This window comes from Hyalangium minutum, from assembly GCF_000737315.1.
In the GTDB taxonomy this organism is placed as follows: domain Bacteria; phylum Myxococcota; class Myxococcia; order Myxococcales; family Myxococcaceae; genus Hyalangium; species Hyalangium minutum.
The window spans coordinates 191,964-214,438 of sequence record NZ_JMCB01000001.1 but is presented as its reverse complement, the minus strand read 5'-3'; the positions used below and the strand labels follow the sequence as shown (position 1 = coordinate 214,438).

General features: G+C 67.8%; 19 protein-coding genes. 10 read left to right on the top strand and 9 right to left on the bottom strand.

The genetic code is table 11. From position 1 onward, the window contains the following. Positions 1-5: 5 nt before the first annotated feature. Together DB31_RS00740 and omp85 are read right to left on the bottom strand one after the other, a co-directional pair. Entirely contained in the window at positions 6-2,111 is a 2,106-nt protein-coding gene (locus tag DB31_RS00740; protein WP_083967940.1) for a M14 family metallopeptidase, read from the bottom strand. A gap of 93 nt (positions 2,112-2,204) precedes the next feature. Then, positions 2,205-3,614 (bottom strand): Omp85 family outer membrane protein, encoded by a 1,410-nt coding sequence (omp85, locus tag DB31_RS00735; RefSeq protein WP_044182019.1) that lies wholly within the window; start codon positions 3,612-3,614, stop codon positions 2,205-2,207. A 193-nt stretch (positions 3,615-3,807) separates the two neighbouring features. On the opposite strand from omp85, the gene DB31_RS00730 reads away from it, so the two are divergent. The 4 genes from DB31_RS00730 to DB31_RS00715 all read left to right on the top strand — a co-directional run bounded on the left by DB31_RS00730 (position 3,808) and on the right by DB31_RS00715 (position 6,757). Beyond that, positions 3,808-4,542, top strand: a complete 735-nt coding sequence (locus DB31_RS00730) for an endonuclease III domain-containing protein (protein WP_052419610.1) — start codon at positions 3,808-3,810, stop codon at positions 4,540-4,542. A 60-nt stretch (positions 4,543-4,602) separates the two neighbouring features. Further along, entirely contained in the window at positions 4,603-5,451 is an 849-nt protein-coding gene (locus tag DB31_RS00725) for an SDR family oxidoreductase (RefSeq protein ID WP_044180668.1), read from the top strand. A gap of 217 nt (positions 5,452-5,668) precedes the next feature. Further along, entirely contained in the window at positions 5,669-5,908 is a 240-nt protein-coding gene (locus DB31_RS00720) for a hypothetical protein (RefSeq protein WP_044180665.1), read from the top strand. A gap of 51 nt (positions 5,909-5,959) precedes the next feature. Next, the gene (locus DB31_RS00715) at positions 5,960-6,757 is read left to right on the top strand and encodes a DNA-methyltransferase (RefSeq protein ID WP_044180662.1); all 798 of its coding nucleotides are present in this window, start codon (positions 5,960-5,962) and stop codon (positions 6,755-6,757) included. On the opposite strand, the gene DB31_RS00710 is transcribed toward DB31_RS00715, so the two are convergent. After that, positions 6,721-7,305, bottom strand: a complete 585-nt coding sequence (locus DB31_RS00710) for a 2OG-Fe(II) oxygenase (protein WP_240486501.1) — start codon at positions 7,303-7,305, stop codon at positions 6,721-6,723. The genes DB31_RS00715 and DB31_RS00710 overlap by 37 nt on opposite strands. 146 nt (positions 7,306-7,451) lie before the next feature. On the opposite strand from DB31_RS00710, the gene DB31_RS00705 reads away from it, so the two are divergent. Next, on the top strand, positions 7,452-8,732 hold the full coding sequence (locus DB31_RS00705) for a dicarboxylate/amino acid:cation symporter (protein ID WP_044180656.1): 1,281 nt from the start codon (positions 7,452-7,454) through the stop codon (positions 8,730-8,732). A gap of 235 nt (positions 8,733-8,967) precedes the next feature. Beyond that, positions 8,968-9,516, top strand: a complete 549-nt coding sequence (locus tag DB31_RS00700) for an FKBP-type peptidyl-prolyl cis-trans isomerase (protein ID WP_044180653.1) — start codon at positions 8,968-8,970, stop codon at positions 9,514-9,516. Positions 9,517-9,535: 19 nt separating this feature from the next. On the opposite strand, the gene DB31_RS00695 is transcribed toward DB31_RS00700, so the two are convergent. Next, on the bottom strand, positions 9,536-10,759 hold the full coding sequence (locus DB31_RS00695; protein ID WP_044180651.1) for a PQQ-dependent sugar dehydrogenase: 1,224 nt from the start codon (positions 10,757-10,759) through the stop codon (positions 9,536-9,538). A gap of 252 nt (positions 10,760-11,011) precedes the next feature. Here DB31_RS00695 and DB31_RS00690 point away from each other — a divergent pair, with 252 nt between their 5' ends. Further along, positions 11,012-12,928 carry an OPT family oligopeptide transporter gene (locus DB31_RS00690; protein ID WP_044180649.1) on the top strand — a complete coding sequence of 639 codons (1,917 nt, stop codon included), beginning with the start codon at positions 11,012-11,014 and terminating at the stop codon, positions 12,926-12,928. A gap of 18 nt (positions 12,929-12,946) precedes the next feature. Here the strand turns inward: DB31_RS00690 and DB31_RS00685 are convergent, their stop codons facing one another. The 3 genes from DB31_RS00685 to DB31_RS00675 all read right to left on the bottom strand — a co-directional run bounded on the left by DB31_RS00685 (position 12,947) and on the right by DB31_RS00675 (position 16,769). Continuing rightward, the gene (locus tag DB31_RS00685; protein ID WP_052419609.1) at positions 12,947-14,983 is read right to left on the bottom strand and encodes a serine/threonine-protein kinase; all 2,037 of its coding nucleotides are present in this window, start codon (positions 14,981-14,983) and stop codon (positions 12,947-12,949) included. Positions 14,984-15,231: 248 nt separating this feature from the next. After that, on the bottom strand, positions 15,232-16,215 hold the full coding sequence (locus tag DB31_RS00680) for a hypothetical protein (protein WP_240486454.1): 984 nt from the start codon (positions 16,213-16,215) through the stop codon (positions 15,232-15,234). A gap of 113 nt (positions 16,216-16,328) precedes the next feature. Continuing rightward, positions 16,329-16,769, bottom strand: a complete 441-nt coding sequence (locus tag DB31_RS00675; protein WP_044180645.1) for a hypothetical protein — start codon at positions 16,767-16,769, stop codon at positions 16,329-16,331. A 203-nt stretch (positions 16,770-16,972) separates the two neighbouring features. On the opposite strand from DB31_RS00675, the gene DB31_RS00670 reads away from it, so the two are divergent. Further along, entirely contained in the window at positions 16,973-17,656 is a 684-nt protein-coding gene (locus tag DB31_RS00670; RefSeq protein WP_044180642.1) for a hypothetical protein, read from the top strand. 112 nt (positions 17,657-17,768) lie between these two features. Here DB31_RS00670 and DB31_RS00665 read toward each other — a convergent pair whose 3' ends face one another. Continuing rightward, positions 17,769-18,671, bottom strand: coding sequence for a hypothetical protein (locus DB31_RS00665; protein ID WP_044180640.1), 903 nt, complete (start codon positions 18,669-18,671; stop codon positions 17,769-17,771). Positions 18,672-18,755: 84 nt separating this feature from the next. Further along, positions 18,756-20,378, bottom strand: coding sequence for an ABC-F family ATP-binding cassette domain-containing protein (locus DB31_RS00660; protein ID WP_044180638.1), 1,623 nt, complete (start codon positions 20,376-20,378; stop codon positions 18,756-18,758). Positions 20,379-20,737: 359 nt separating this feature from the next. Here DB31_RS00660 and DB31_RS50165 point away from each other — a divergent pair, with 359 nt between their 5' ends. Next, complete coding sequence (locus tag DB31_RS50165) at positions 20,738-21,367, top strand: hypothetical protein (protein ID WP_044180637.1); 630 nt, start codon at positions 20,738-20,740, stop codon at positions 21,365-21,367. Further along, entirely contained in the window at positions 21,364-21,942 is a 579-nt protein-coding gene (locus DB31_RS00650) for a hypothetical protein (RefSeq protein WP_044180636.1), read from the top strand. Before DB31_RS50165 ends, DB31_RS00650 begins: the two co-directional genes overlap by 4 nt. Positions 21,943-22,475 lie beyond the last annotated feature (533 nt).

Below are 22,475 nucleotides of genomic sequence, written 5' to 3'. Positions count from 1 at the left end.
GCGCCTCACCAGGTGGAGTCCTCGTCGGTGACGGAGGTCGGCGGCAGGTCAGGGCTCGTGGCCATGGTGACGATTGAGGCCGTGGCCGCCTTCTGCGGATCTCCCATGGAGGTGATGCGCACCTGGGCGGTGTCCGTGCTCCACATCGGCGCGTTTGGGGGCACGAGGATCGTTACCTGCACGGAGGAGCTCTCTCCCACGCCCAGCGGCCCCACCGAGCTCAAGGTCCTGACAGGCCAGCTCGAGGTCACCGCCACCCGGAACGAGTCCGAAAGGCTGCCCTGGTTGGTGATGTCCAGTGTGTAGGTGATGAGCTGCCCGCGCGTTCCCTGTGTCCCCGAGGCGCCCGGCGTCACGCCGACCGCGCGCAAAGGCTGATGGACGGTGAAGAAGAGGGCGGAGGGAGGCCCCCAGGCGCCCGAGCTGTCCTGGCTCTCCACGAAGAGGGTGTGGCGGCCGAACGACAGCCCGGACGTGTTCACCGTGGCCGTGAGCTGCTCCTGGGTCGAGTTGAAGGCACCGTCGCTCGCGGACAGCGGGTAGACCGGCGTGTTCGGCACCCAAGAGGGCGCATCCACCGAGTAACGCGCGGCGATGATGGGCTGGGTCTGCTCGGCGCCGCCAATGCTTCCGAAGCGGGTGTCATCCGCCGTGGCGCGCAGGGTGGCCGGCAGGCCCTGGTCGACGGTGGCGGGCGTCAGCGTGAGCGAGCGCGAGTCCGGGCCCTGCGCGAGCTGGTACGGACGGCGCACCACCTTGAAGGCGTAGAGCAGCGCCGGGAAATTGCGCGGGTACACGTCTGCCTCGAAGGCGCTGCAGCTCTCGAAGAAGTCGTTGCCCATCTCGATGGTGTACGAGGCCACGCCCAGCTCGCCGTAGGTGAAGTCATCCGTGGCGCCCGCGGCCTCGTAGAGGCAGACGGCTGTCTGGCACGCCTCGTAGTTGTTGTAGAAGCTCATGCGCTTGCCCAGCGCCCGCAGCCCGGCCAGGTTCGGCACGGTGGACTCGCTGTCACCCCAGGGGAACAGCACCAGCTCCGAGTAGCTGTGCAGGGAGATCATCACGCCCTCCGTGTCCGCTGGCGCCGCGTCTCCGCGTCCGGGGCCCCGCCGGTCCGGGTAGAGCGAGCGGATGTAGTTCTCGAGCGCGAGCGTCTCCGGCTCGCTGGCCGCGCTCGGGCCCCGGTAGGTCAGGCTGCAGGGGCTCGTGCTCGCGCCCGGTCCACCCCACCCGAAGGTGCTGTTGCGGTTGAGGTCAATGCCGTACTGGCTGCTGTTCGTGGGCGGGTTGGTGCAGGTCTGACTGCCGCTGGTGGTGTTGCGGTTCTTGCGCTGGGTGTAGCCCTGCTCGGCGACCTTGCGCCCGTCGGGGTTGGACTGAACGACGATGTGCACCTCGCCGTAGTCCAGCATCCAGGTGACGTCCGGATCGATGCCGTAGTTGTTGATGAGGTACTCGCCGAAGCGGGTGGCCGTCTCCGCGGTGGTGTACTCGCGCGCGTGGATGGCGGCCATGAGGAAGAAGCGAGGCTTGGGCCCGGGCCGTGCCTTGTTGGTCAACACCAGCGCGAACAAGTCGTACCCCGGAGGCCCGAGCCGCGTGATCTTGTCCCAGGTGTTCCCGATGTCGACCCACGAGGCGATGTTCGGCTGGGCTGCGGCGAGCTGGGCCAGGGAGGCATAGCTCTCCTCGATGGTGCGGTAGCAGGTGAAGGAGGTGATCCCCGTGGGATGCGCCGCGTCCGGGATACGAGGCGTGTTGGCGGACAGCGTGGACTTCTCGTCCAGCTCCACCCGGTAGCCGCGCTCCCTCAGCGCTTGGGCATCCTCTGGCGTGAGCGCGAGCACCACGAAGCCCGCTTGCCGATCCACCTTCTCCAGCGCGTCGTAGTCGGTGGCCAGGGCGTTGAGGTCCGCGCGATCCCGGTAGTACACGTTGGCCACCAGCGTGCGGGGGGCAGCTCCACCCGAGGCTTCCAACGTGCGGGTGATGCGCGCCAGCGGATCCGTGTCCGCATCCATCTCCGAGCAGGCGCTGCCGAGCAGCAAAGCGAGCGCCAGCAAGCCTGCTCGGGCGCAGGGCGAGGCGAGGTGAGAAGTCCTAGGTGACATGAGCTCTCCAGGCCGGGGAGGCGGTCCGGCGCGGCTCCGTCATCGCAGAGGAGCCGCGAGCTTGTCGAGGGCGTCTGGCCCGAGTGCGCCGCGTCAGAAGATGTGGCCGATGTCCAGGTAGAAGCCGGTGGTGGGCTCGGTGATGCCGACGCCGTAGTCCAGGCGGATGACGAACTCGCGGTTCCAGATGACGCGCAGCCCGCCGCCCGCGGACGTCTTCAAGCCCCCGCCCTCGCTGAAGTGCAGGTCGCTCCAGACGCGCCCGGCGTCCAGGAACCCCGCGAAGGTGAAGTCGAACTGCTGGCCCAGCGGCTGCGCGGAGAGCGGGGTCCACCGAAGCTCGCCGTTGAGCAGCAGCTTCACGGGCCCCTGGTAGCGGCGCAGGAGGATGCCGCGCGCGGAGAAGACGCCGCCCAGGCCGTCCTTGCCCTCGAGCCCGCCGTAGAACGGGAGCAGGGAGATGGGGACGTCTCCGCCCATCACATCGAGCAGGCCGCGCCACCCCATGATGAGCCGCGAGTAGCCGGGGATGACGGGGTGAAAGAAGCGCGTGTGGAGCGTGGCGCCCCAGTAGTTGAGCTGGCTACCCAGGGGGCTGGCGCCGCCGCGCACGGACAGCTCGTGGAACATGCCCCGAGTGGGGGAGGACTCGATGTCGCGGGTGTCGTACTGGATGCCCACGAGCATCTCGGAGGTGCGCTCCGAGAGGGGCTCGGAGACCGGGCCCGCATAGGGCTCGAGCAGACCGGCGGAGGTGTCCTCGAAGAGCTTGGAGTCGCCCGTCTGGCCCAAGTCATCCGCCGAGTAGCGCATCCGGATCCGGTCCACGCGCAGGCGGTAGCCCAGGAAGAGGAGCCACTCGTCGGAGAGCCCGCGACGCGCGTTGAGGCGGATGCGCGGCAGGCTCCGGTGATCGTACGTGTAATAGCGCAGCCCCCGGAACGCGGTGTTGTCCGGGCAGACATCCGGGTTGTCCTTCAGTGCGTCCCGATCACCGCAGCTCGAGAGTTCCTTGTCGTAGTCCGCGGTGTTGCCCAGGCCGTAATACGGGGCGAACTTGGTCCGTGCATACGCGAGCTCCAGGCCCATGCGCCACGGCGAGCCGAGGAACCGCGGCGCATCCAGGTTGATGAAGTGCGAGGCCACCTGCCGCGTGGTCTGGAAGAATTGCAACATCACCGAGTAGCGGAACGGCTCGTAGGAGCCATCCGCCCGGTCCACCAGCAGCAGGACCGCGCCGTATCCGAAGCCCTCGTCGGTGTTGAAGTTGATGGCGGGCACGCCCTGGATGTCCCAGCCCTTGCGCCTGGCGGGCGTGTCAGATGCCTCCGAGGGAGGAGGCGCCTCGGGAGGCGGTGCGGACTCGGCGGGGAGTGGGGACTGGTTGGGAGGCACCTCCGGCGCGGGTGCGGGGCTCGAAGGCGCGGCGGGCTCCTCGGCTTGGACGGCGGGGGCGGCGAGGAGGAGGCAGGCCAGCAGGGCGCGAAGGGGATTCCAGCTCATGGACACTCGTGCGCTCGGGGTGGCGAGACGCTATGCCGGGCTGGGTCGCTCCGTCCATGGAAGAACCCCCGTTGCTCAGTGAACGCCCCGCGTCATGAGCCCCCTCGAAACCCGGTAGGGCGCCAGCGCCGGAGCTAACCTGTCAGGTCACATGAGAGCCTCACAACCCATGAGGCCAGGAGGTCTGACGGGCATGGAGTTGTCCGAGAAGGTGATGCGGGTGCACGAGCGCCTGTGCGCCGCGTATGGCTGTCCGATTCCCTTCTTCCACGACCTGGATCCGCTGAGCGAGCTGGTCTCCGCGCTGCTGTCCCACCGCACGCGCAACGCGGACTCGGGCCGGGCGTTCCGGCAGCTCCGGAGCCGGTTCTCCACCTGGGAGGCCGTCCGGGACGCGCCGCTGCAGGAGGTGCAGGACGCCATCGCCAGCGTCACCTGGCCCGAGCAGAAGGCGCCGCGTCTCCAGGCCGTCCTCCGCGAGATCACCACGCGCCAAGGCGGGGCGCTGACGCTCGACTTCCTCGAGGGGATGGAGGTGCCCCAGGCGCGCGCTTGGCTGGAGGCGCTGCCCGGCGTGGGGCCGAAGACGAGCGCCGCCGTGCTCCTCTTCAGCCGCCTGCGCATGCCCGCGCTGCCCGTGGACAGCCACCACTACCGCGTCGCCGTCCGGCTGGGGCTGCTCTCGGCCCGCATCCCCGTGGGGCCCTCGCACGCGATCTTGGCCGCGCTTCTCCCTCAGAGATGGGACGCGCAGCAGGTCTACGACCACCACGAGGCGCTGATGCTGCATGGCCAGCGCTGCTGCTACCACCAGTCGCCCGCGTGCGGACGCTGCCCCGTGCTGGACCTGTGTCCCTTCGGCCAGGAGCGGCTGCAGCGCGGCGTGGCACTCGGGGGCGGCCCGCCGGAGGGCAGGGGATCTGGCTGATCTCCTCGGGCTCGTGGCATCGTGCACCCGCTGTTTGATCAACGAAGACGGAGAGGGAACATGATTCTCGTAACAGGTGCGACGGGGACGATTGGTTCTTCCACGGTGAAGGCGCTCAAGACCAAGGGGGTGCGCTTCAAGGTGGGAACCCGCTCGCCCGACAAGCTCAAGGGGCAGGGCGTGGAGGCGGTCCCGTTCGACTGGGACAAGCCGGAGACCTTCGGGCCGGCGCTGCAGGGCGTGGAGAAGCTGTTCCTGCTCACGCCGACGTCCGAGAAGCAGGTGGAGTACACCCAGGCACTGGTGAACGCGGCGAAGAAGGCGGGGGTGAAGCACATCGTCAAGCTGTCGGTGATGGGCGTGGAGGCCGAGCCGGGCATCGCCATGGGCCGGTTGCACCGGGCCAGTGAGAAGGCCATCAAGGACAGCGGCATCGCGTGGACGATGCTGCGGCCCACCTTCTTCATGGAGAACTTCTTCAACTTCTATGGCGCGGATCCGAAGAAGGACAGCACCGTCTACGCGCCGCATGGCCAGGGCAAGGCAGCGTGGGTGGACGGGCGGGACATTGGCGAGGTGGCCGCAACGGTCCTCACGAGTCCGGGGCACGAGAACAAGGCGTACGAGCTCACCGGGCCCGAGGCGCTCAGTGACGCCGAGGCGTTGGCCATCCTCGGCCAGGCGCTGGGCCGCAATTACTCCTACGTGGACGTGCCCGAGGAGGGCGCTCGCAAGTCCATGCTGGACATGCAGATGCCCGCGTGGGTGGTGGACGGCCTGATGGAGCTCAACGCGCTGATCAAAAACGGCTGGTCCGCCGCGACGGCCAGCGGCGTGAAGGACGTGCTCGGCCGCCCGCCCCGCACCTTCAAGGACTACGCGAAGGACTACGCCGCCGGCGATCGCTGATCTCAGGAAATTTTCCTGCCCAGGTGTCCAACCCTGGACGCCGGGCAGACACCTGCAGGGACCCGGAGTCCCAAGTTCTTCACGGAAGGTCTGGAGATCGGTAGCTTCGGGGCTTGGAGTTGCGTCCAAGTCCTGGGCTCGTTACGGCCAGGGTGAAGTGACAGGGGGAGGCGTGTCACCGCGCCTCGAAGCCGGCGCTGTCCGGATCAGGTGTTTCATGAGCCGTATCTGCCAGGATGATGTAGGGCAGTGTGACTTCATTGATGTGCTCGAGGAGACGGTGCTGAGGCGGCGTCCCGTGGCCGTGCAGCTCCGGGCTGGCGAGCTGTTCATCGATCAGATGATGGATGTGGTGACGGAGGCGGGGACCGACTTCGCGATTTTCCGCACGCACCCTCGCGTGCCCGTCCGGGAGATTGCCGCCGTCTCACGTTCGGAGGTGGGCGCGGTGTCTTGAGTCCAGCGCAACCGCTTGAGCCCGGCGCGGCCGGGTGTAGGGTGGCGCTGGATGAGTACCGATCTGCCAGCCGAGTCCTTGCGCTGCCACCGCGCCGATGCGCGGGAGGTGGACGGCTACCGGGCGGCGCTGGGGGAGAACCGCGCCAGCCTGCTTCTCACGGATCCGCCGTACTGCCTGCTGACGCGGCGCAGGAAGGGTGGGGACGAGCGAGACCCTCGCGCCCACAAGAAGATTGATCGCAACCCCATCGTCCGCTTCGAGACCGTGCGGGACTACCGTGTCTTCACGGAGAAGTGGATGACGCAGGCTGTCGCGTGGCTCACGCCGGACGCGCCGCTGGTCATCTGGACGAACCTGCTGGGCAAGGAGCCCATCACCACGGTGGCGCGGGAACTCGGCTACACGCACCTGCGCGGCGAGTACGTCTGGGGCAAGCGCACCACGGACAAGAACGCCAACGAGCAACTGCTGCGGGTGTACGAGGTGGCGCTGGTGTTCGCTCGGACGCTGGCGCCGGTGCCAGGCCTGGGGGATCCGCCAGTGGCGTGGGCCGTGGTGAGCGGCTACGACGACGACGGCGAGGCGGGGCGGTGGGGCAACCATCCGCACCACAAGCCGTTCTCGGTGCTGGAGCCGCTGGTGAGGACGTACAGCCGGCCTGGGGAGACGGTGCTGGATCCGTTCGCGGGGAGCGGCTCGACGCCGGCGTCGGCGCTGCGGCTGGGGCGCAGGCCCGCATGCATCGAGATCGAGCCCGAGTGGGCCGAGCGGGTGACGCGCCGGCTGCGAGAGACGGCGCGCGCCCGTAGCTACCGAGAGCGGCTCCTGAGCCCGAGCGCCCGGTAGATGCCAGTCTCCTCCCACGTGGGGGTGTCCGAGGGGCGCGTGGCCCACCAGTTGATCGCGATGGTGCGCCGGAGCCGGGTGCGCCCCGGGAGCTTCCGGTCGGGGATCTGGTTGTTCACGTCGAGCACTCCGTGGGTGAGCTTCCCGTCGAAGACCACGAAGCGGTTGGGGCGGGGGGCCACCAGCGTCAGGTCATCCAACTTTTGGGGGGCCAACGACGGGTTGGACGGATCCGGGAGCTGCGAGGTGATGGCGAGCGCCCCTCCGCGCACCCGGTTCAGGAAGAACACGGAAGACAGCCTCGGGTGCACCAGCTTCCCGGTGCGCAGGGCGAGCTTCTCGTCGCGGTCCTGGTGGAAGTCCACCCGCACGTCCGTGGCGTACATGCGGCTCAGCCACCACTCCGCGCCGATGATGCGCAGGTTCTTCACCACGCGCGGCCGCAGGAAGAGGATGGCCTCCTCCACCACGTTGGTGGGCTCGCCGAAGCCGTACCAGAAGGTCGTCTGGTAGGTGGTGCGCAGCCGCTCGGTGCCCAGGGCGCTCATGCGCCGCAGCAGGCGGCGGAAGAGAGGCTCCGGCAAGGCGCCTTCGGTCAGCTCGGTGAAATGGACGGACGGTTCCACGGTGGGCCGGAAGCTTCCGCTGAATGGAAGATAGGCGCCACCCCCATTCACCGTTAGGCTGCGCCGGGATGAAGGCACACCAGAAGATGCTCGTGGACATTCTCTTCGGCACCGTGGCCGGACTCGTGGCCCATGCGGTCGCTGGGGACTCTGCCTGGCTCACCAGCGTGGTGACAAACTTCACCCAGCCCGTGGGGAGGATCTTCATCCGACTGCTGCTCATGCTGGTGGTGCCGCTGCTCTTTGCCGCCCTGGTGATGGGCGTGTGTGAGCTGGACCTGAAGCAGATTGGCCGGCTCGGGCTGAAGACCGTCGTCTACACCGTGGTTTTCTCCTCCCTGGCCGTGCTTCTCGGACTGCTTCTGGTCAACACGCTGCAGCCGGGGGCTGGTTTCAGCGAAGAGGCCCGTGCCGCCGCGAAGAACAACCCCGCCGCCATGAAGGCCGCGCCCGCGCCCAGCAGCACGTCGCCCGCCGCGCTCATCGTCAACATGGTGCCCGACAACCCCATCCGCACTGCGGCGGACGGGGACATGATTGGCCTCATCCTCTTCTCGCTCATTTTCGGCACCGGGCTCGCCCTGACGCAGACGCCCGCCGCGCTCCGCCTGCGCGAGACCATCCAGGGCCTCTATGACGTGATGATGCGGCTCATCGACGGCGTGCTGAAGCTGGCGCCCTACGGTGTCGCCGCGCTGCTGTTCTCCGTGATGGCGCAGTTGGGCGTGGAAGTGCTGCAGCAGATTCTCTCGTACGTGGCGGTGGTGCTGCTGGCGCTCGGGCTGCACATGTTTGGGGTGTACTCGCTCTCGGTGCGCTTCCTCGGAGGCCGCAGCCCGGTGAGCTTCTTCCGCGACATCCGCCTCGCCATGGCCACCGCCTTCTCCACCGCCTCGTCCAGCGCCACCCTGCCCACCGCGCTCAAAGTCGCCGAGGAGAACCTGCGCCTGCCGCGCCACGTGTCCCGCTTCGTTCTCACCGCGGGCGCCGCCATGAACCAGAACGGCACCGCGCTCTTCGAGGGTGTGACTGTGCTCTTCCTCGCGCAGGTGTACGGCGTGCCCCTGAGCCTCGGGGATCAGGCGGTCATCATGTTCATCTGTGTGCTCGCGGGTATCGGCACCGCAGGCGTCCCCGCGGGCTCACTCCCGGTCGTCCTGATGATCCTGGGCATGTTCAAGATCCCCACCGAGGGTATTGGGCTCATCCTGGGCGTGGATCGATTCCTGGACATGTGCCGCACCACCCTCAACGTCACCGGGGATCTGGCTGCGGCCCTCTATGTCGCTCGGGGCGAGCCGGACGACGATGCCCCGCTAGAGGGTGCCGCCGAGCCGTCTGCCTCTTGACGGGCTGCTTCTCTCCGAGCGACGAGCCTTGCTCAAGCGCGATATACCTGCCGACTCACCCTGAGCTTCCCATCCTGAACGCGCGCTACAGCTCCCTTCCCTCTGGCACATCGGCCCGCCGGGCTGGGGCTCGCTCGCTCTGCCGTGTCATGTCTGTGCCATGCGCACGGGGAGCACTGCTCGCACACTTCCTGAATGCAGTACCACCCGCAGTTGAAGCACGAGGAGCCGCTTCATGAAGATCGGCAAGGACCGCATCATTGCGTTGGAGTACAAGCTGCACCTGGGCGACGGACAGATCATCGACCAGAGCGAGCCCGGCCAGCCTCTCTCCTACCTGCATGGGCGCGGTCAGATCGTCCCTGGCCTCGAAAAGGCCCTCGAAGGCCTGGCCGCCGGCGAGGCCAAGCAGGTGGTGGTCCCTCCCGCGCAGGGCTACGGCGAGCATGACGCTCGGGGCCTCCAGGAAGTACCGCGCACCATGTTCCCCGCCGACGCCGAGCTCAAGCCGGGCATGCGGCTGGCCGCGCAGACCGACGGCGGCGAGGTCATCCCCATCGGCATCCACGAGGTGAAGGGCGAGACGGTCATTGTCGACCTGAACCACCCGCTGGCGGGCAAGACGCTGCACTTCGACGTCACCGTGAAGGACGTCCGGGACGCCACGGCCGAGGAGCTCTCTCACGGCCACGCTCACGGGCCGGGCGGCGCCCACGATCACGGCGGCCATGATCATGACCACGACCACGACCACGACCACGGCCATGGCCACAAGCACAAGTAGCTGAAAGAGGGGACGGGGCTCAGTTCTTGTAGGTGATGCGGTAGATGACCCCGTTGGTGTCATCTCCGAGCAGCAGCGCCCCGTCCCGTGTCTGCGTCACGCCGGCCAGCCGCCCGAAGTGGGCACGGCCCTCTTCGAGCAGGAAGCCCGTCATGAAGTCCTCGAAGCGCTGGGGTTGGCCGCCATTGAAGTCGATGCGCACCAGCTTGTAGCCAGTGGCGGGCTTGCGGTTCCACGAGCCCCTCATGGCGACGAACGCATCCCCCTGGTACTCGGCCGGGAAGGCCACCCCCGTGTAGAAGACCATCCCGATGGGGGCGCTGTGGGCCGGATAGGTGAGGACGGCCGGCTCCGTCTTCGCCACGTACTCCGCCTTGGTCATGTTCTTCGGCTCGTCGATCACCGGATCGGGCTGCTGCTGGCCAAAGGCATAAGGCCATCCGTAGTCCTTTCCTTGCACCAGCCGGTTGAGCTCCTCGGGAGGAATGTCATCGCCGCGGTGGTCGCTGCCATGATCCATGCCCCACAGCTCTCCCGACTGCGGGTGCCAGCCGAAGCCGATGGTGTTGCGCAGACCCCGGGCGAAAATCTCCCGGCCCTTGCCATCCAGGTTCACCCGCAGCAGCGTCGCGTGTTCTTCGTTGGTCTCGTCGCACGCGTTGCAGCTGCTGCCCACCGAGAGGTAGAGCTTGCCATCAGGCCCCACGGCGAGCGTGCGATTGGCGTGCTGGCCTCCATCCGGAAGCCGGTCCACCAGGAGCTGGGGAGAGCCCCAGCTGCCATCCCCCAGCACCTCCACGACGTGAACCTGGGTGGGCGTGGCGACATAGGCTCGTCCCTGGTGCAGGGCGAGGCCATGCACGTCCTTGAGTCCTGAGAGGACCACGCTCGGCGCCTCGGCGCGGCCATCCCCGTTCGTGTCCCGAAGCCGCACCACATCTGACTGCTTCGGCCGCGTGACGTAGAGCGACCCATCCGGTCCCTCGGCCATCATCCGCGGGGCACCCAGATCCTGCGCGAACACAGAGACCGCGAAGCCAGGGGGGAGCGTGAGGTTCTGGAGCAGCTCTGGGCGGAAGACCTGGCGCTCGGGCCGCAGCACGTTGCTGAGGGCCGTGTCCTCCTGAGGATTGGGGCCCTCGGGAGGAGGCGGCTGAGCGGGGCTCTGACGTTCAGAGCAGGAGGCACAGGCGAGCGTCAGGAGGAGCAGGGCGCGGCTCCAACGGGAAAGCAAGGAGAGCATCAAGAGGCTCCGGAGACCAGCAGTGGAACCTCTCTCATGGCGTGGGGAGCGGGGGCCTGCCACCGCCATGGGCCAGCGCCATGGGCTGGCGAACACTCCTCGCTCGTCGAATTCCGGGGGGTGAACACTCTGCGTGGTGACGTACCCCGGGCGTGAGGGCGAGGCCCTCTTCCGCCGGGGAAGGGACGCCGGCTGCCCGCTTGGTGGAGGCGTTCGGTGATTCCGGGCAGGTGCATTATCGTTGCGCTCCCAATGACTCAGCCCGCCGCCAACGAGACGCCTCGCCACGATCCCCACGACGCTCCGCCGGTGGCCGCGCCCGCCGAGGGCCAGGACCCGGAGCGCTACTGGCTGGAGAACGTGTACCAGGGCGGCGCGCGCCAGCTCACGCCGCGCGCCATCGTGGCCGGCATGCTCATCGGCATGGTGATGTGCCTGTCCAACCTGTACATCATCCTGAAGACGGGCTGGAGCATGGGCGTCACCGTGACCGCCTGCATCCTGGCGTTCTCCTTCTTCAACCTGATGCGCCAGCTGCGCGTGTTCCGGGAGGACTTCTCTCCGCTGGAGAACAACGCCATGGGCTCGGTGGCGTCGGCGGCGGGCTACATGACGGGAGGCGGCAACATGGCCGCCGTGCCCGCGTTGCTGGTGCTCACTGGCACGCTGCCCGGCACGGGCTGGCTGGTGCTGTGGTTCGCCGTCATCGCCGCGCTGGGTGTCTTTGCCGCCATCCCCATCAAGCGCCAGCTCGTCAACATCGAGGCGCTGCCGTTCCCCTCCGGCATCGCCACCGCCGAGACCATCAAGGCGCTCCACGGCCACGGCGAGGTGGCACGGCAGAAGTCACGGCTGCTCGGCATCGCGGGATTGATCGGTGCCATCGTCGCGGTGCTGCGGGACGCGAAGAGCGCCTGGCTCAACACTCATGCCCCCGAGTTCCTTCGCCTGCCGCTGCCGATCATGGAAAAGAAGAGCATTCTGCCCTGGGCCACCCTCCGGGACCGTCCATTGAAGGACTGGGGCCTGGCCTTCGAGCCGAGCCTGCTGCTCATCGGCGGCGGCATGCTGATGACCTGGAAGACCGGCTGGTCCATGCTCCTGGGCGCTGTCCTCACCTATGGCTTCCTGGCTCCCGCCATGGTGGATCAGGGCTTCATCACCGCCGTCACCCAGAAGGCCATCAACACCTGGATGCTGTGGACGGGCGCGGCGCTGCTCGTCACCTCGGGGGTGCTCTCTTTCGCGTTCCAGTGGCGCAGCGTGGCCCGCTCGCTCCAGGCTCTCTCGGGCTTGTTCCGGAAGAAGCACGAGGCCACCCAGGATCCCCTGGCCGCCATCGAGGTTCCTCCCTCCTGGTTCCCCATGGGCTTCGCCATCCTGGGGCCCGTCGCCGTGGCGCTGATGGCGTACCTCTTCCAGATCCCCGTGTGGGCCGGCGTGCTCGCGCTGCCGCTCGCCGTGGTGATGGGCTTCATCGCCGCCCGGGTCACCGGAGAGACGGACACCACGCCGACCAAGGCACTCGGCCCTGTCACGCAGCTCATCTACGGAGGGCTGGCGCCCGGCAACGTGGCCGCCAACGTCATGAGTGCCAATGCCACAGGTGGCGTCGGCCTGCACGCGGCGGATCTGCTGATCGATCTCAAGTCCGGATGGCTGCTCGGCGGTAACCCCCGGCAGCAGCTCATCGGCCAGCTCTTTGGCGTGGTGGCGGGCGCGGCCATCGTGGTGCCCGCCTTCAACCTGCTCGTGCCGGATGCGCAGGTCCTGGGCGGTGAGGAGTTCCCCGCTCCGGGCGTGATGGTCTGGGCGGGCGTCTCCAAGATGCTGTCGGTGGGCCTGGAGGCGCTGCACCCCAGCGCCCGCATGGGAGCACTGTGCGGAGGGCTGCTGGGCATCGCCCTGGTGCTGCTGGACCGGTGGGCCCCGAAGGCCGCGAAGCCCTACATTCCATCGGCCGCGGGCTTCGGGCTGGCCATCGTCATCCCCGGCTCCAGCTCGATCAGCTTCTGCATCGGCGCGGGCATCGCGGAGTACCTGCGCCGGCGCAAGCCGAAGGTGGCGGAGGCCGCCGTGTTCCCCGTGGGCTCTGGCTTCCTCGCGGGCGAGAGCCTCATGGGCATCTTCATCCTCATGCTCAAGGCCTTCAACTTCATGCCGAAGTAAGGAGGCCTCGCGCGCTGACTAGCGGCGGCGCCGCAGCCCCGGCACGTCCTGGCCCTCTTTGGAGCTGCTCTCCGGGGGTGGGGTGGGCTTCACGCCGCGCTGCTTGAGGTTCCAGTAGCGCTGCTGGAGCTGCAGGTTGAGCGGGTCGGCGGCGAGCGCCTTCTCGTATTCGGCCAGGGCCAGGCCGATGCTGCCTTGGGATTCCCAGGCGGAGGCGGTGGCGGCGTGGATGCGCTCGCGCGCCTCCGTGCCTGGGTGGGCCACCAGGTAGCGGGCGCGCAGGGACTCGATCTCGGTGGCGGTGAGGCCGCTGGAGATGCACCGGGCCACGCCCGCGTAGTTGGCGCGCCAGGCGTCGTGCTCGATGCGCTGGCGGGGGTGTCCCAGCAGGTCCGCGGCCTTCTCGATGCGCGAGCGCATCTCGGAGAGCTCCTTCGCCTGGCGGGCCGACAGCGGCCGGGCGGCGATGGTCTCCAGGGCGCTCGTGGCGGCGCGGCCGTGCTGGCGAACTTCATCGAACGTGGCGTTCTGGGGGAGTGACAGCAGCACGTACGGGTCGGCGTTCATGCGCTGCTGGAGCATGGTCAGCAGCGACTCCGCCTGCGGATCGTCCGAGAGCACCTTGGGGGTGGCCGAGGGCGCTGTCTGGCCCTGGGAGAGGCGGGAGAGGGCGTCGCGGGCTTCGGCGGACAGGTTGATGAACTGGACGGCGAAGCCCGCGCGCATGCCCCAGGAGCCCGCCTGGGCCGGGGTGACGTGGCGGACAACCTCGCCGGTACAGGGCAGGTTCTGGCCGCGCACCTCCAGGGTGAGCGCTACGCGCGAGCGCAGCGGGGGCAGCGAGCCTTCGGTGCACAGGAAGGCCCCAGCGCGGCTCAGGTCCGTGCAGCTCATGCGGAGCGGCTCCGAGCCCGGAGTGAGGACCCCCTTGGCGAAGGCCTCGAGCGGCGGAGGAGACGCGGGCCGCCGGGGCGGAGCGGGGGCCGTCGCCGGAATGGCCATCGCCGTGTCCAGCGGCAGCGAGGGCGGTGTGGCCGCGGGAACTGGGGCAGGAGCGGGCGTGGCGAGCGACGGAAGCGGAGCCGGTGCCTGCCCCGCGAGTGCCTGTTCCAGCGCGGTGCGCATCTCGGCTGCGGTCCGGAAGCGATCTTCCGGGCGCTTGGCCATGGCACGCATGACGAGCTGCGAGAGCGGCAGGGGCACCGACGGGGTCAGCTCGTGGGGCGCAGGGGGCAGCTCCTGGAGGTGGGCGTGCAGCAGGCTCCCCAGCCCTCCCTTGGGGAAGGGCGTGCGGCCGGTGAGCAGCTCGTAGGAGATGATGCCCAGCGCGTACAGGTCTGTGCGCCCATCCACGCCCTTGCCGGCCCACTGCTCGGGAGCCATGTACTCCGGGGTCCCGATGATGGTGCCCATCGAGGTCTGCCCCGGCGAGTGCGCCCCGTCGAGCAGCTTGGCGATGCCGAAGTCCAGCACCTTCACGAAGTGCGGTGTGCGGTCATGCCGCACGAGGAAGATGTTCTCCGGCTTCAGGTCCCGGTGGACCACGCCGTTGAGGTGAGCCGCCTGAAGCGCATCGCACACCTGGGTGAGGATCGGCACGATCACCGAGGGCGGCTGCGGGCTCCCCGTCATGGACGAGAGAGGGCTGCCCTCCAGGTACTCCATGACGAGGTAGTGCCTGCGAGGAGGCAGCAGGCTCATGTCGAAGATGTTGATGATGTTTTCGTGGCCGATGAGGTTGACGGAGCGGGCTTCCGCGAGGAAGCGCTGGACGAGGGCCTCATTGGAGGCGAAGTGCTCGTGGAGGAACTTCACGGCGACCTTGCTGCCAATCAAGGTGTGCTCGCCCAGGTAGACGGTGCCCATGCCGCCGCCGCCCAGCTTGCGGATGAGCCGGAAGCTGCCCACCACCGTGCCGATGAGCGGGTCCTTCTTCTCTGTCACGGGCGTGGGGACCTTGGGAGGGGAGCCGGGTTGGCCCTCGGGAGAGGTCTCCGGAGGCGCCCACCACTGCTCCGGGCTCTTGGCGTCCGGGCGCAGGTTGGTGGGGGACATCTCTCCTGCCGGGGCGGGAGCGCCGCTCCCTACGGGCAGGGTCGGATCGGGCCTCTCGGACGCTTCCGAGGGCTGCTGCTCAGGGCTCTTCGCTTTCTCCTGAGGCATCGATGACCCATCCCCAACTGCAGAGGGGGGAGATTGTCATCGGGTTTCAGAAAAATGGGAACTGCTATCGCAAGAGGTTCCGTGACAGTGGAATCTCGTTGGAAGGCCGAAGAAATGACATGCCGGCTGACACGCCTGCCTCAGGCTTGGGGAACCCCCAGGCGGAGTGGGCGGCGCAGCAGGTTGAGCAGCCGGAGCGAGGAATGCAGGTGGCCCTGAATCACCCACGGATCGATCCGGTCTCCACCGTTGGTGAACTGGGGTGAGAGCACGAAGACGCGCACCCGGGCGCCGGAGAGGAGTCCCTGGAAGCGGGCGTCTCGCAGCAGCCCCTTGCTGACGCGGAGCTGGGGTGAGGGCTGGAAGAAGTCCAGATCCAGAGAGACCCAGTCCGCCTCGGTGGCGCCGGGCTGTTCGAGGACCTGGGGCCAGCGGAGCCCCTCCGGATCGAGGAAGCCGGGCACGCGCACCGAGGCGCCAATGTCCCGCCCGCTCATCCGGGAGGAGCGCTCGGCCGCCGCGGTGGTGAAGAAGACGGCCCGCTCGGAGAGCACGGGAGCGCCGGTGCTGGGGCGCTTGAGGCCCTCGATGAGCGCCCACCAGGTGGCCGCCTGTTGGGGCCGGCGGGCCTCCAGGTAGCTGTCCTTGCACCAGTCCGAGTGCCTGTCTGCATGGAAGAGGGCGCTCGGCAGCTCGCCGGTGGTCCAATAGTGGTACAGCGCCACATCCAGCATGTGGTGGTCACGCAGCACGTAGTCGGTGGCACCGGAGCTGCCGCGCAGCACGAGGACGATGCCTCGGAGCACCGCGTCCACGTCCGCCATCGTGAGGGTGTCGCTCGGGGAGCGCTCCTCGAAGGTGTGCTGCTGCCCTGCGTAAGGCTTCTCGCGCGCCTCTCCGACCACGTCCTCGGGGCCGGACCAGCGATCGATCTGGCGCTCGAAGCGCTCGGCCTCTCCGTCCGCGAGCACCCGGCGGAGGACGTCCCGGATGTCGCTCTGGGTCCCCACGCCGGGCAGCGCGGGGATGAACGCGCCTGGCTCGGCGGCGCCAGCGGCCGTGCGCAGACGGAACGCATAGACGTCGTCGGTGGGCCGCTTCCAGTCGGAGTACCGGATGAGCACGTGCAGGGTCTCTCAGGGGGCGCCCGCCCCGCTGCTCGAGGGGCACGGCGGCTCGGGTCGTCGAGTGGAGCCAACAGCCTGGGCCCCGTGGAAATGCCGCTGGGGAGGCGGGCTCACTTTCCCTTGGTCAGCTCGATGGCGAGGAACATCCCCGCCTCCGCGAGCCCGGCGCTGATCATCTTCCGGCCCTGCTCGGACTCCATCACCTTGCGGGCCGCGTCCCCCGCGGTGCCGATCTCCAGGTCCAGCAGCATCATGAAGGCGCTCCAGGCGGCGTTGGGCTCCACCACCCGGCCATAGCGCAGGGGCCGATCCTCGAGCGTGTTGAACACCTTCTCCAGCAGCTTCTGCTCGTCCAGCCGCTTCACGCGGCTCTGCATCGCCTCCCACGTGGCCGCAAGCAGGTCCTCCCAGAGGCGCCCGGCGATGGCGCGCTCCAGCCGCTGAGCGGCCTCCTGTTCGTCAATCTGGTGGGCCTTCGCATAGGTGGGCACCAGCCGGTTCACTACTACGGGGCGGGTGGCCAGGTGTCCCAGCCGGGGGGGGTATTTCACGCGCGTGTCTCCTCCACGTCTTCGTTTCTATTGTACGCACGGCCGGGCGCCGGAACGCGGCAGGTAGGGCCCGGAGCCCTCTGAATTCGAGGTGTGCGACAAGGTGGGTTTTGCGCTGGGATGAGGACCCTGGCTCGCCGGGGAATGTCAGACCTGACCGGTAGTCTCTCTTTATTCCCGCAACGGCAAGGAAGGGTCGAACAATGACTGACATTCGTGCGAATCCGAGCGTCTCGGTGAACAAGCTGGGGCAGTACCTGACGGCGACGCCGGCGCTGCGCAAGCGCATCATCCACGCGCAGAAGCACCCGGTGGACCCTCAGTACCTGCGCTACCCGGAGGCCGCGCAAGCCATCGTCGAGTACCTCTGCGGCGGCCGTGATGAGGTGATTCTGCGCTACCACCAGCGCCGCATGCTGAACGCCAAGCCCGAGTCGGACTTCGACGCGCACCGGCTGTCTTTGTGCGCGGAGGCGCTGCAGCACTTCCTGATGGCGGCCGACGAGCTGTCGCTGACGAACGCGGTGGCGAGCCCCGCGGGTCCGGAGTTCCCGCCGATGGCGCTGAGCGGCGTGACGATCAACGTGCGGCCGGAGCTCCTGCTGCGCAGCGCGGACCGGCACGGGCAGATGCACTCGGGGCTGCTGAAGCTGTACTTCTCGAAGCACACGCCGCTGAACGAGCAGTCCGGGCAGTACATCGCCACGGTGCTGCACCTGTACGCGGAGGAGCACCTGCAGCAGAAGGGGCCGGTGGATCACCGCCTGGTGCGCGTGTTCGACGTGTTCGCGGGGAAGGTGTACGTGGCGCCCAAGGCGCAGCAGCGCCGGTTGGACAACCTGGCGCTCGCCTGCGAGGAGATCGCCGCCTGCTGGGATGTGAATTGAGCGGCGCGGCCCGCGTTCCGGGCCGGTGAAGTGAAGAGGGCGGCCCGTGGCTTCGTGCCACGGCCGCCCTTGTTGTTTCTACCGGGGCACGTTCCGCAACGTGCGCTGAGCGTCAGTCGATCTTCGCGTTGGAGAACGAGGCGCCGGCGATGACACGGAACGAGGGCGTGTCCGAGGCGATGCCGATCCCCGGCCCGCCGAGCACGTAGAGGTCCAGCCAGGGCAGGGCGTGGCGGCGGATGGCCAGCAGCACCTCCGTGCTCATGCGCCCGTCCTCGAGCGGCAGCGCCGTCATCACGCTCAGCTCGCCGCGCGTCTTCTTGCCGCCGAGCGACGTCACCGTGGCACCGATCCGGAGCTCGTTGCCGATGACGTCGTGCTCGCGGAGGGAGAGCACCCCGAGGTCCACCTTCTTGCGCACGAGGGCGCCCACCTCGCCTCCCACCTGGAAGCCCGAACCCTGGACGCCCAGCTGGAGCCGTGGGTACAGCGCGTAGTCATCCTTGGCGAGCGCCTCGGTGCTGCCCACAGGCACAGCGCCCGCGACGTCGAGCGCCAGGTTCATGGGCCCACCGCTCTTCTGGCTCAGCAGCCCCACGCGAGCCGACACCCAGGGTGTCCCCAGGCCCGTCTTCGAGGGGGGCAGCGCCGTGAAGGTGCGAGTCCCCGACTGGTTGAGGATGAAGGGCACCTGCGCCCCCACCTGCAGCCAGGACAGCACGCCATAGGCTGCGGTGAGGTGGGTGGTGAACTTGCCCTCCACCAGCGATTGGCCCGCAGCTGGGTCCCAGCGCTCATCGAAGGAGAGCGGCTGCTGCTCGTAGTGGACCTGGAACGAGGTGCGGAAGACACCCGCGTCCAGCGTGCGGCCGGTGCCCACCACGAAGGAGCCGAGCGCGCTGGGCTCGAACTGGAGCCGCTGGAGGTCGAAGCTGGGCAGCCGCGACTGGGCCAGGGCCGGGGTGGACAGCAGCGACAGCGCCACAAGAGCGAGAGAGAGGGACGGGCGGACCATCACCGTGCACTCTACGAACCTACGCGGCGAGTAGGGAGTAGAAAACGCGCGGACCCAGAGTTCAAGGCCCGCGCGCCCTGACTCTTAATTTCTGAGACCCGGGGCCTCCTGGCCCGTGCGCGACACGTATTCCGTGTAACCACCACCGTACTGGTGCACGCCCTCGGGCGTCAGCTCCAGCACCCGGTTGGAGAGCGCCGCCAGGAAGTGCCGATCGTGGCTCACGAAGAGCATGGTGCCCTCGTAGTTGGCCAGCGCTGTGATCAGCATCTGCTTGGTGGCCATGTCCAGGTGGTTGGTGGGCTCGTCCAGCACCAGGAAGTTGGGCGGATCGTAGAGCATCTGCGCCAGCACCAGCCGCGCCTTCTCGCCACCGGAGAGCACCCGGCACTTCTTCTCCACCTCGTCGCCGGAGAAGCCGAAGCACCCGGCCAGCGCCCGCAGCGAGCCCTGCGAAGCCCGCGGGAACCGCTCTACCAGGGACTCGAACACCGTCAGCTCGCCCTTGAGCACCTCCATGGCGTGCTGGGCGAAGTAGCCCATCTTCACGCTGGAGCCCACCGACACCGCTCCGTCATCCGGATGGGACTCGCCCGCAATCAGCTTGAGCAGCGTGGACTTGCCCGCGCCGTTCACGCCCATCACGCACCAGCGCTCGCCGCGGCGGACCAGGAAGTCCAGCCCGCTGTAGATGCGGCGCTTGCCATAGCCCTTCACCACCCGCTCCAGCTTCGCCACGTCGTCGCCCGAGCGCGGCGGCGGCTGGAAGTCGAACACCAGGGTCTGGCGCCGCTTGGGCGGCTCCACCTTTTCGATCTTCTCCAGCTTCTTCACCCGGCTCTGCACCTGGGCCGCGTGCGAGGCGCGCGCCTTGAAGCGCTCGATGAACTTCAGCTCCTTGGCGAGCATGGCCTGCTGGCGCTCGAACTGCGCCTGCTGCTGGCGCTCGAGCTGGGCGCGCTGCTTCTCGTAGAAGTCGTAGTTGCCCGAGTACGTCGTCAGCGTGCCACCGTCGATCTCGATGATCTTCGAGATGACGCGGTTCATGAACTCGCGGTCGTGGCTGGTCATCAGCAGGGCGCCTTCGTAGCCCTTGAGGAAGTTCTCCAGCCAGATGAGCGACTCGATGTCGAGGTGGTTGCTGGGCTCGTCCAGCAGCATGACGTCCGGGCGCATCAGGAGGATGCGGGCCAGCGCCACGCGCATCTTCCACCCACCGCTGAGCGCCCCCACGTCCCCGTCCATCATCTCCAGGGTGAAGCCCAGGCCCGCGAGGATCTCCCGTGCCTTGCCCTCCAGCGCGTAGCCGCCCAGCTCCTCGTAGCGGCCCTGCACCACGCCGAAGCGCTCGATGAGCTTGTCCATCTCGTCCATGCGCTCTGGGTCGGCCATGGCGGCCTCGAGCTGCTTGAGCTCGGCGGCGACCTCGGAGACCGGGCCCGCGCCGTCCATGGTCGCGGCCACGGCGGACATGCCGGACATCTCGCCCACGTCCTGGTCGAAGTAACCGATGGTGACGCCCCGGTCGACGGAGACCTGGCCTTCGTCCGGGTGCTCGCGCTGCATGACCATGCGGAAGAGGGTGGTCTTGCCCGCGCCGTTGGGGCCTACGAGGCCAATCTTCTCGCCGCGGTTGAGCTGGGCGGAGGCCTCCACGAAGAGGATCTGCTGGCCGTGCTGCTTGCCGATGTTGTCGAGCCGAATCATAGGTGTTCGAAAGTCAGAGAGGGGGCCTACCTAGCACAGCCAGGGAGCCATGGGGACGGTCTGCAACGGATGACGGCGCCGGAGGCTTCCCCCAGCCTCCAGGCAGCCAGGATCCGTCCGAGCAGGCAGGCAATCGGAGCCTCTGAGGCCGGCTCGCTTTCCGAGGGTGTTTCGGGGCCATCGGCCGTCATACCGGGTGACGCAGCGAGCTCGGGAGATCGGGTGCGGATGGCGCTGGGGGCGAGGCGGAGGGTGGTGGTGTGGCTGGCGGTGCGGCATGGCCTGTCCGCGGTGGGCGTGGGGGCAGGTCTGGGGCTGGTGCTATATCATCGATGCGGATGGCCCCCAGAGGACCCAACATGATGCTTAAGAAGCTCCTCGCCGTGGGCCTGAGCACCTTGCTGGTGGCATGCAGCGCCAGCCGTTCTCGTTCGCCAGAAGTGCCGAGCCCAGCAAATCCTGAGCACTTCGTGCTTGTTCTCCAAGCGCACCCCGATGGTCAGGTCACCCACGCGTGGCAGCCCGCCGAGCGCTTCGACTTCTCGGCCTACCGGTTTCGGTCAGCCAACGAAGCGCGATCAGGAGGCGTTCTACCTGCTGCGGCCCGGCCTCGAGACTGTGACCAGGAGAATCAAGAGTGCTACCAAAAATGCATGTCGCGTCCTCTTCCTCCTGGGTATGGAAGCTATACGTCCCCTCGCAAGATGGGCGGCAAGTCGGAGTTCTGCCGTCGCGAATGCCAGCAGGCCTACGATGATTGTCGGGAACTGGAGCGGCTCCGGCCCCAGGAGTTCACGACAGTGGATGGTCTGATCGACTGGCTGAAGCGCCACCGGAAGGAGGTCTTGGTGGGCAGCGTCATCACCGTTGCTGGGATCGCCTTTGTGGTCATCTCCGCTGGGGCTGGGCTTCTGGTTCTTGCTCCCGTGGTGCTGATGACGTCATCCGAAAGCCAACCCGAGGACAGTGTTGCTGGGGGGGCGCAATGAGTACGCGCAAGCTCCTTTCCAGTGCCATGGAGTTCCTTGCGGGTCTTGGCTCAAACGCTTCGGTCCATGCTCCTCAGGAAGTGCGTGACGTCCTGTTTGACGCTCTTCTGTTCATCGAATCCACGGGGCAGGTTTATGCCTTTGAGGATTACCGGAAGCATCTGGCGTCCGACGAACCTCCGCGCGTCGCGGCGGCGTTCGGCTCACGCGAGGAGGCGGAGAACTGGTTGAAGGAGCAGCCTGCACCTCCCTCTTCTGCATACGTCTTGATTGCGGACCAGTACCATCTGCTCGTCTACAACCGCGATTTGCAGGAACGCCGCATCTTTCCCCATCCCGTCCTTCAGTACTTCCTCGGAGCACGTGTTCGTGAAGGGCTACCGCCACCCGTCGCCTCCTTCTCGACGCTTCCGGAGGCCGAGGCCTGGTTCAAGAGCCAGGTCAGCCCCCCTCCGCAAGCGGTGATTTCGATCGCGGGTGAGCTTTACCTTACCGTCGACCACTCGAACATCGGCCACCGCTCGATCTACCCCTTCTCTCTGGCCGTGCAGGAAGAAACGCCAGACGCCTCGTAAGGGACGTAGAGTGCCCCTGTGGTTGAGGCGGTACAGCAAGGCCACTCAGGAAGAACTCGAAGCGTTTCTTCGCGACATCTACAACCGCAAGGACATGCTGGAGAGGTTTCCCAATGGCTTCGGACCTAAATCCTGATCCACGGTTCTTCGTGCTCAAGGCGGACGTGTGGGGGGCGTACGACACCCAGTCCGAGGGGGCCGAGCCCGTGCGCTACGGGCCTGCGCCTCGATGCCCTCAGTGTCACGAGCCCATTGGTATGAAGGAGTGGTTGCCTCCCTACCGAGTGACGTTGGAGTTGCATGGCCAGACCCTTGGCGACTTCATCGAAGGGCCTGGAAACAGCGTGCTCATTTCCCAGCGCATGGCGGAGGCGTTTCGAGCCGAGGGGCTCACCGGACTGCTCGGCAGTCATGCCGTGGAGGTGGCGCGTGTGCGACGGAAGCGCAAGGGCTCCAAGCTGGAGGCGGCTTCTTCGTATAGGGCAGCGACTCCTTGTTGGGGCCGAGGCGCTTTAGACGAAGCGCGGAGTCGT

What these genes read in the sequence shown, in the direction of transcription:
- DB31_RS00670 (WP_044180642.1), top strand. Translation starts at nt 16,973, where the DNA reads ATGACTGACATTCGTGCGAATCCGAGCGTCTCGGTGAACAAGCTGGGG.
- DB31_RS00715 (WP_044180662.1), top strand. Translation starts at nt 5,960, where the DNA reads ATGAGTACCGATCTGCCAGCCGAGTCCTTGCGCTGCCACCGCGCCGAT.
- DB31_RS00700 (WP_044180653.1), top strand. Translation starts at nt 8,968, where the DNA reads ATGAAGATCGGCAAGGACCGCATCATTGCGTTGGAGTACAAGCTGCAC.
- DB31_RS00660 (WP_044180638.1), bottom strand. Translation starts at nt 20,378, where the DNA reads ATGATTCGGCTCGACAACATCGGCAAGCAGCACGGCCAGCAGATCCTC.
- DB31_RS00725 (WP_044180668.1), top strand. Translation starts at nt 4,603, where the DNA reads ATGATTCTCGTAACAGGTGCGACGGGGACGATTGGTTCTTCCACGGTG.
- DB31_RS00690 (WP_044180649.1), top strand. Translation starts at nt 11,012, where the DNA reads ATGACTCAGCCCGCCGCCAACGAGACGCCTCGCCACGATCCCCACGAC.
- omp85 (WP_044182019.1), bottom strand. Translation starts at nt 3,614, where the DNA reads ATGAGCTGGAATCCCCTTCGCGCCCTGCTGGCCTGCCTCCTCCTCGCC.
- DB31_RS00740 (WP_083967940.1), bottom strand. Translation starts at nt 2,111, where the DNA reads ATGTCACCTAGGACTTCTCACCTCGCCTCGCCCTGCGCCCGAGCAGGC.
- DB31_RS00730 (WP_052419610.1), top strand. Translation starts at nt 3,808, where the DNA reads ATGGAGTTGTCCGAGAAGGTGATGCGGGTGCACGAGCGCCTGTGCGCC.
- DB31_RS00665 (WP_044180640.1), bottom strand. Translation starts at nt 18,671, where the DNA reads ATGGTCCGCCCGTCCCTCTCTCTCGCTCTTGTGGCGCTGTCGCTGCTG.
- DB31_RS00695 (WP_044180651.1), bottom strand. Translation starts at nt 10,759, where the DNA reads ATGCTCTCCTTGCTTTCCCGTTGGAGCCGCGCCCTGCTCCTCCTGACG.
- DB31_RS00685 (WP_052419609.1), bottom strand. Translation starts at nt 14,983, where the DNA reads ATGTCCCCCACCAACCTGCGCCCGGACGCCAAGAGCCCGGAGCAGTGG.
- DB31_RS00705 (WP_044180656.1), top strand. Translation starts at nt 7,452, where the DNA reads ATGAAGGCACACCAGAAGATGCTCGTGGACATTCTCTTCGGCACCGTG.
- DB31_RS00720 (WP_044180665.1), top strand. Translation starts at nt 5,669, where the DNA reads ATGAGCCGTATCTGCCAGGATGATGTAGGGCAGTGTGACTTCATTGAT.
- DB31_RS50165 (WP_044180637.1), top strand. Translation starts at nt 20,738, where the DNA reads ATGATGCTTAAGAAGCTCCTCGCCGTGGGCCTGAGCACCTTGCTGGTG.
- DB31_RS00650 (WP_044180636.1), top strand. Translation starts at nt 21,364, where the DNA reads ATGAGTACGCGCAAGCTCCTTTCCAGTGCCATGGAGTTCCTTGCGGGT.
- DB31_RS00710 (WP_240486501.1), bottom strand. Translation starts at nt 7,305, where the DNA reads ATGAGCGCCCTGGGCACCGAGCGGCTGCGCACCACCTACCAGACGACC.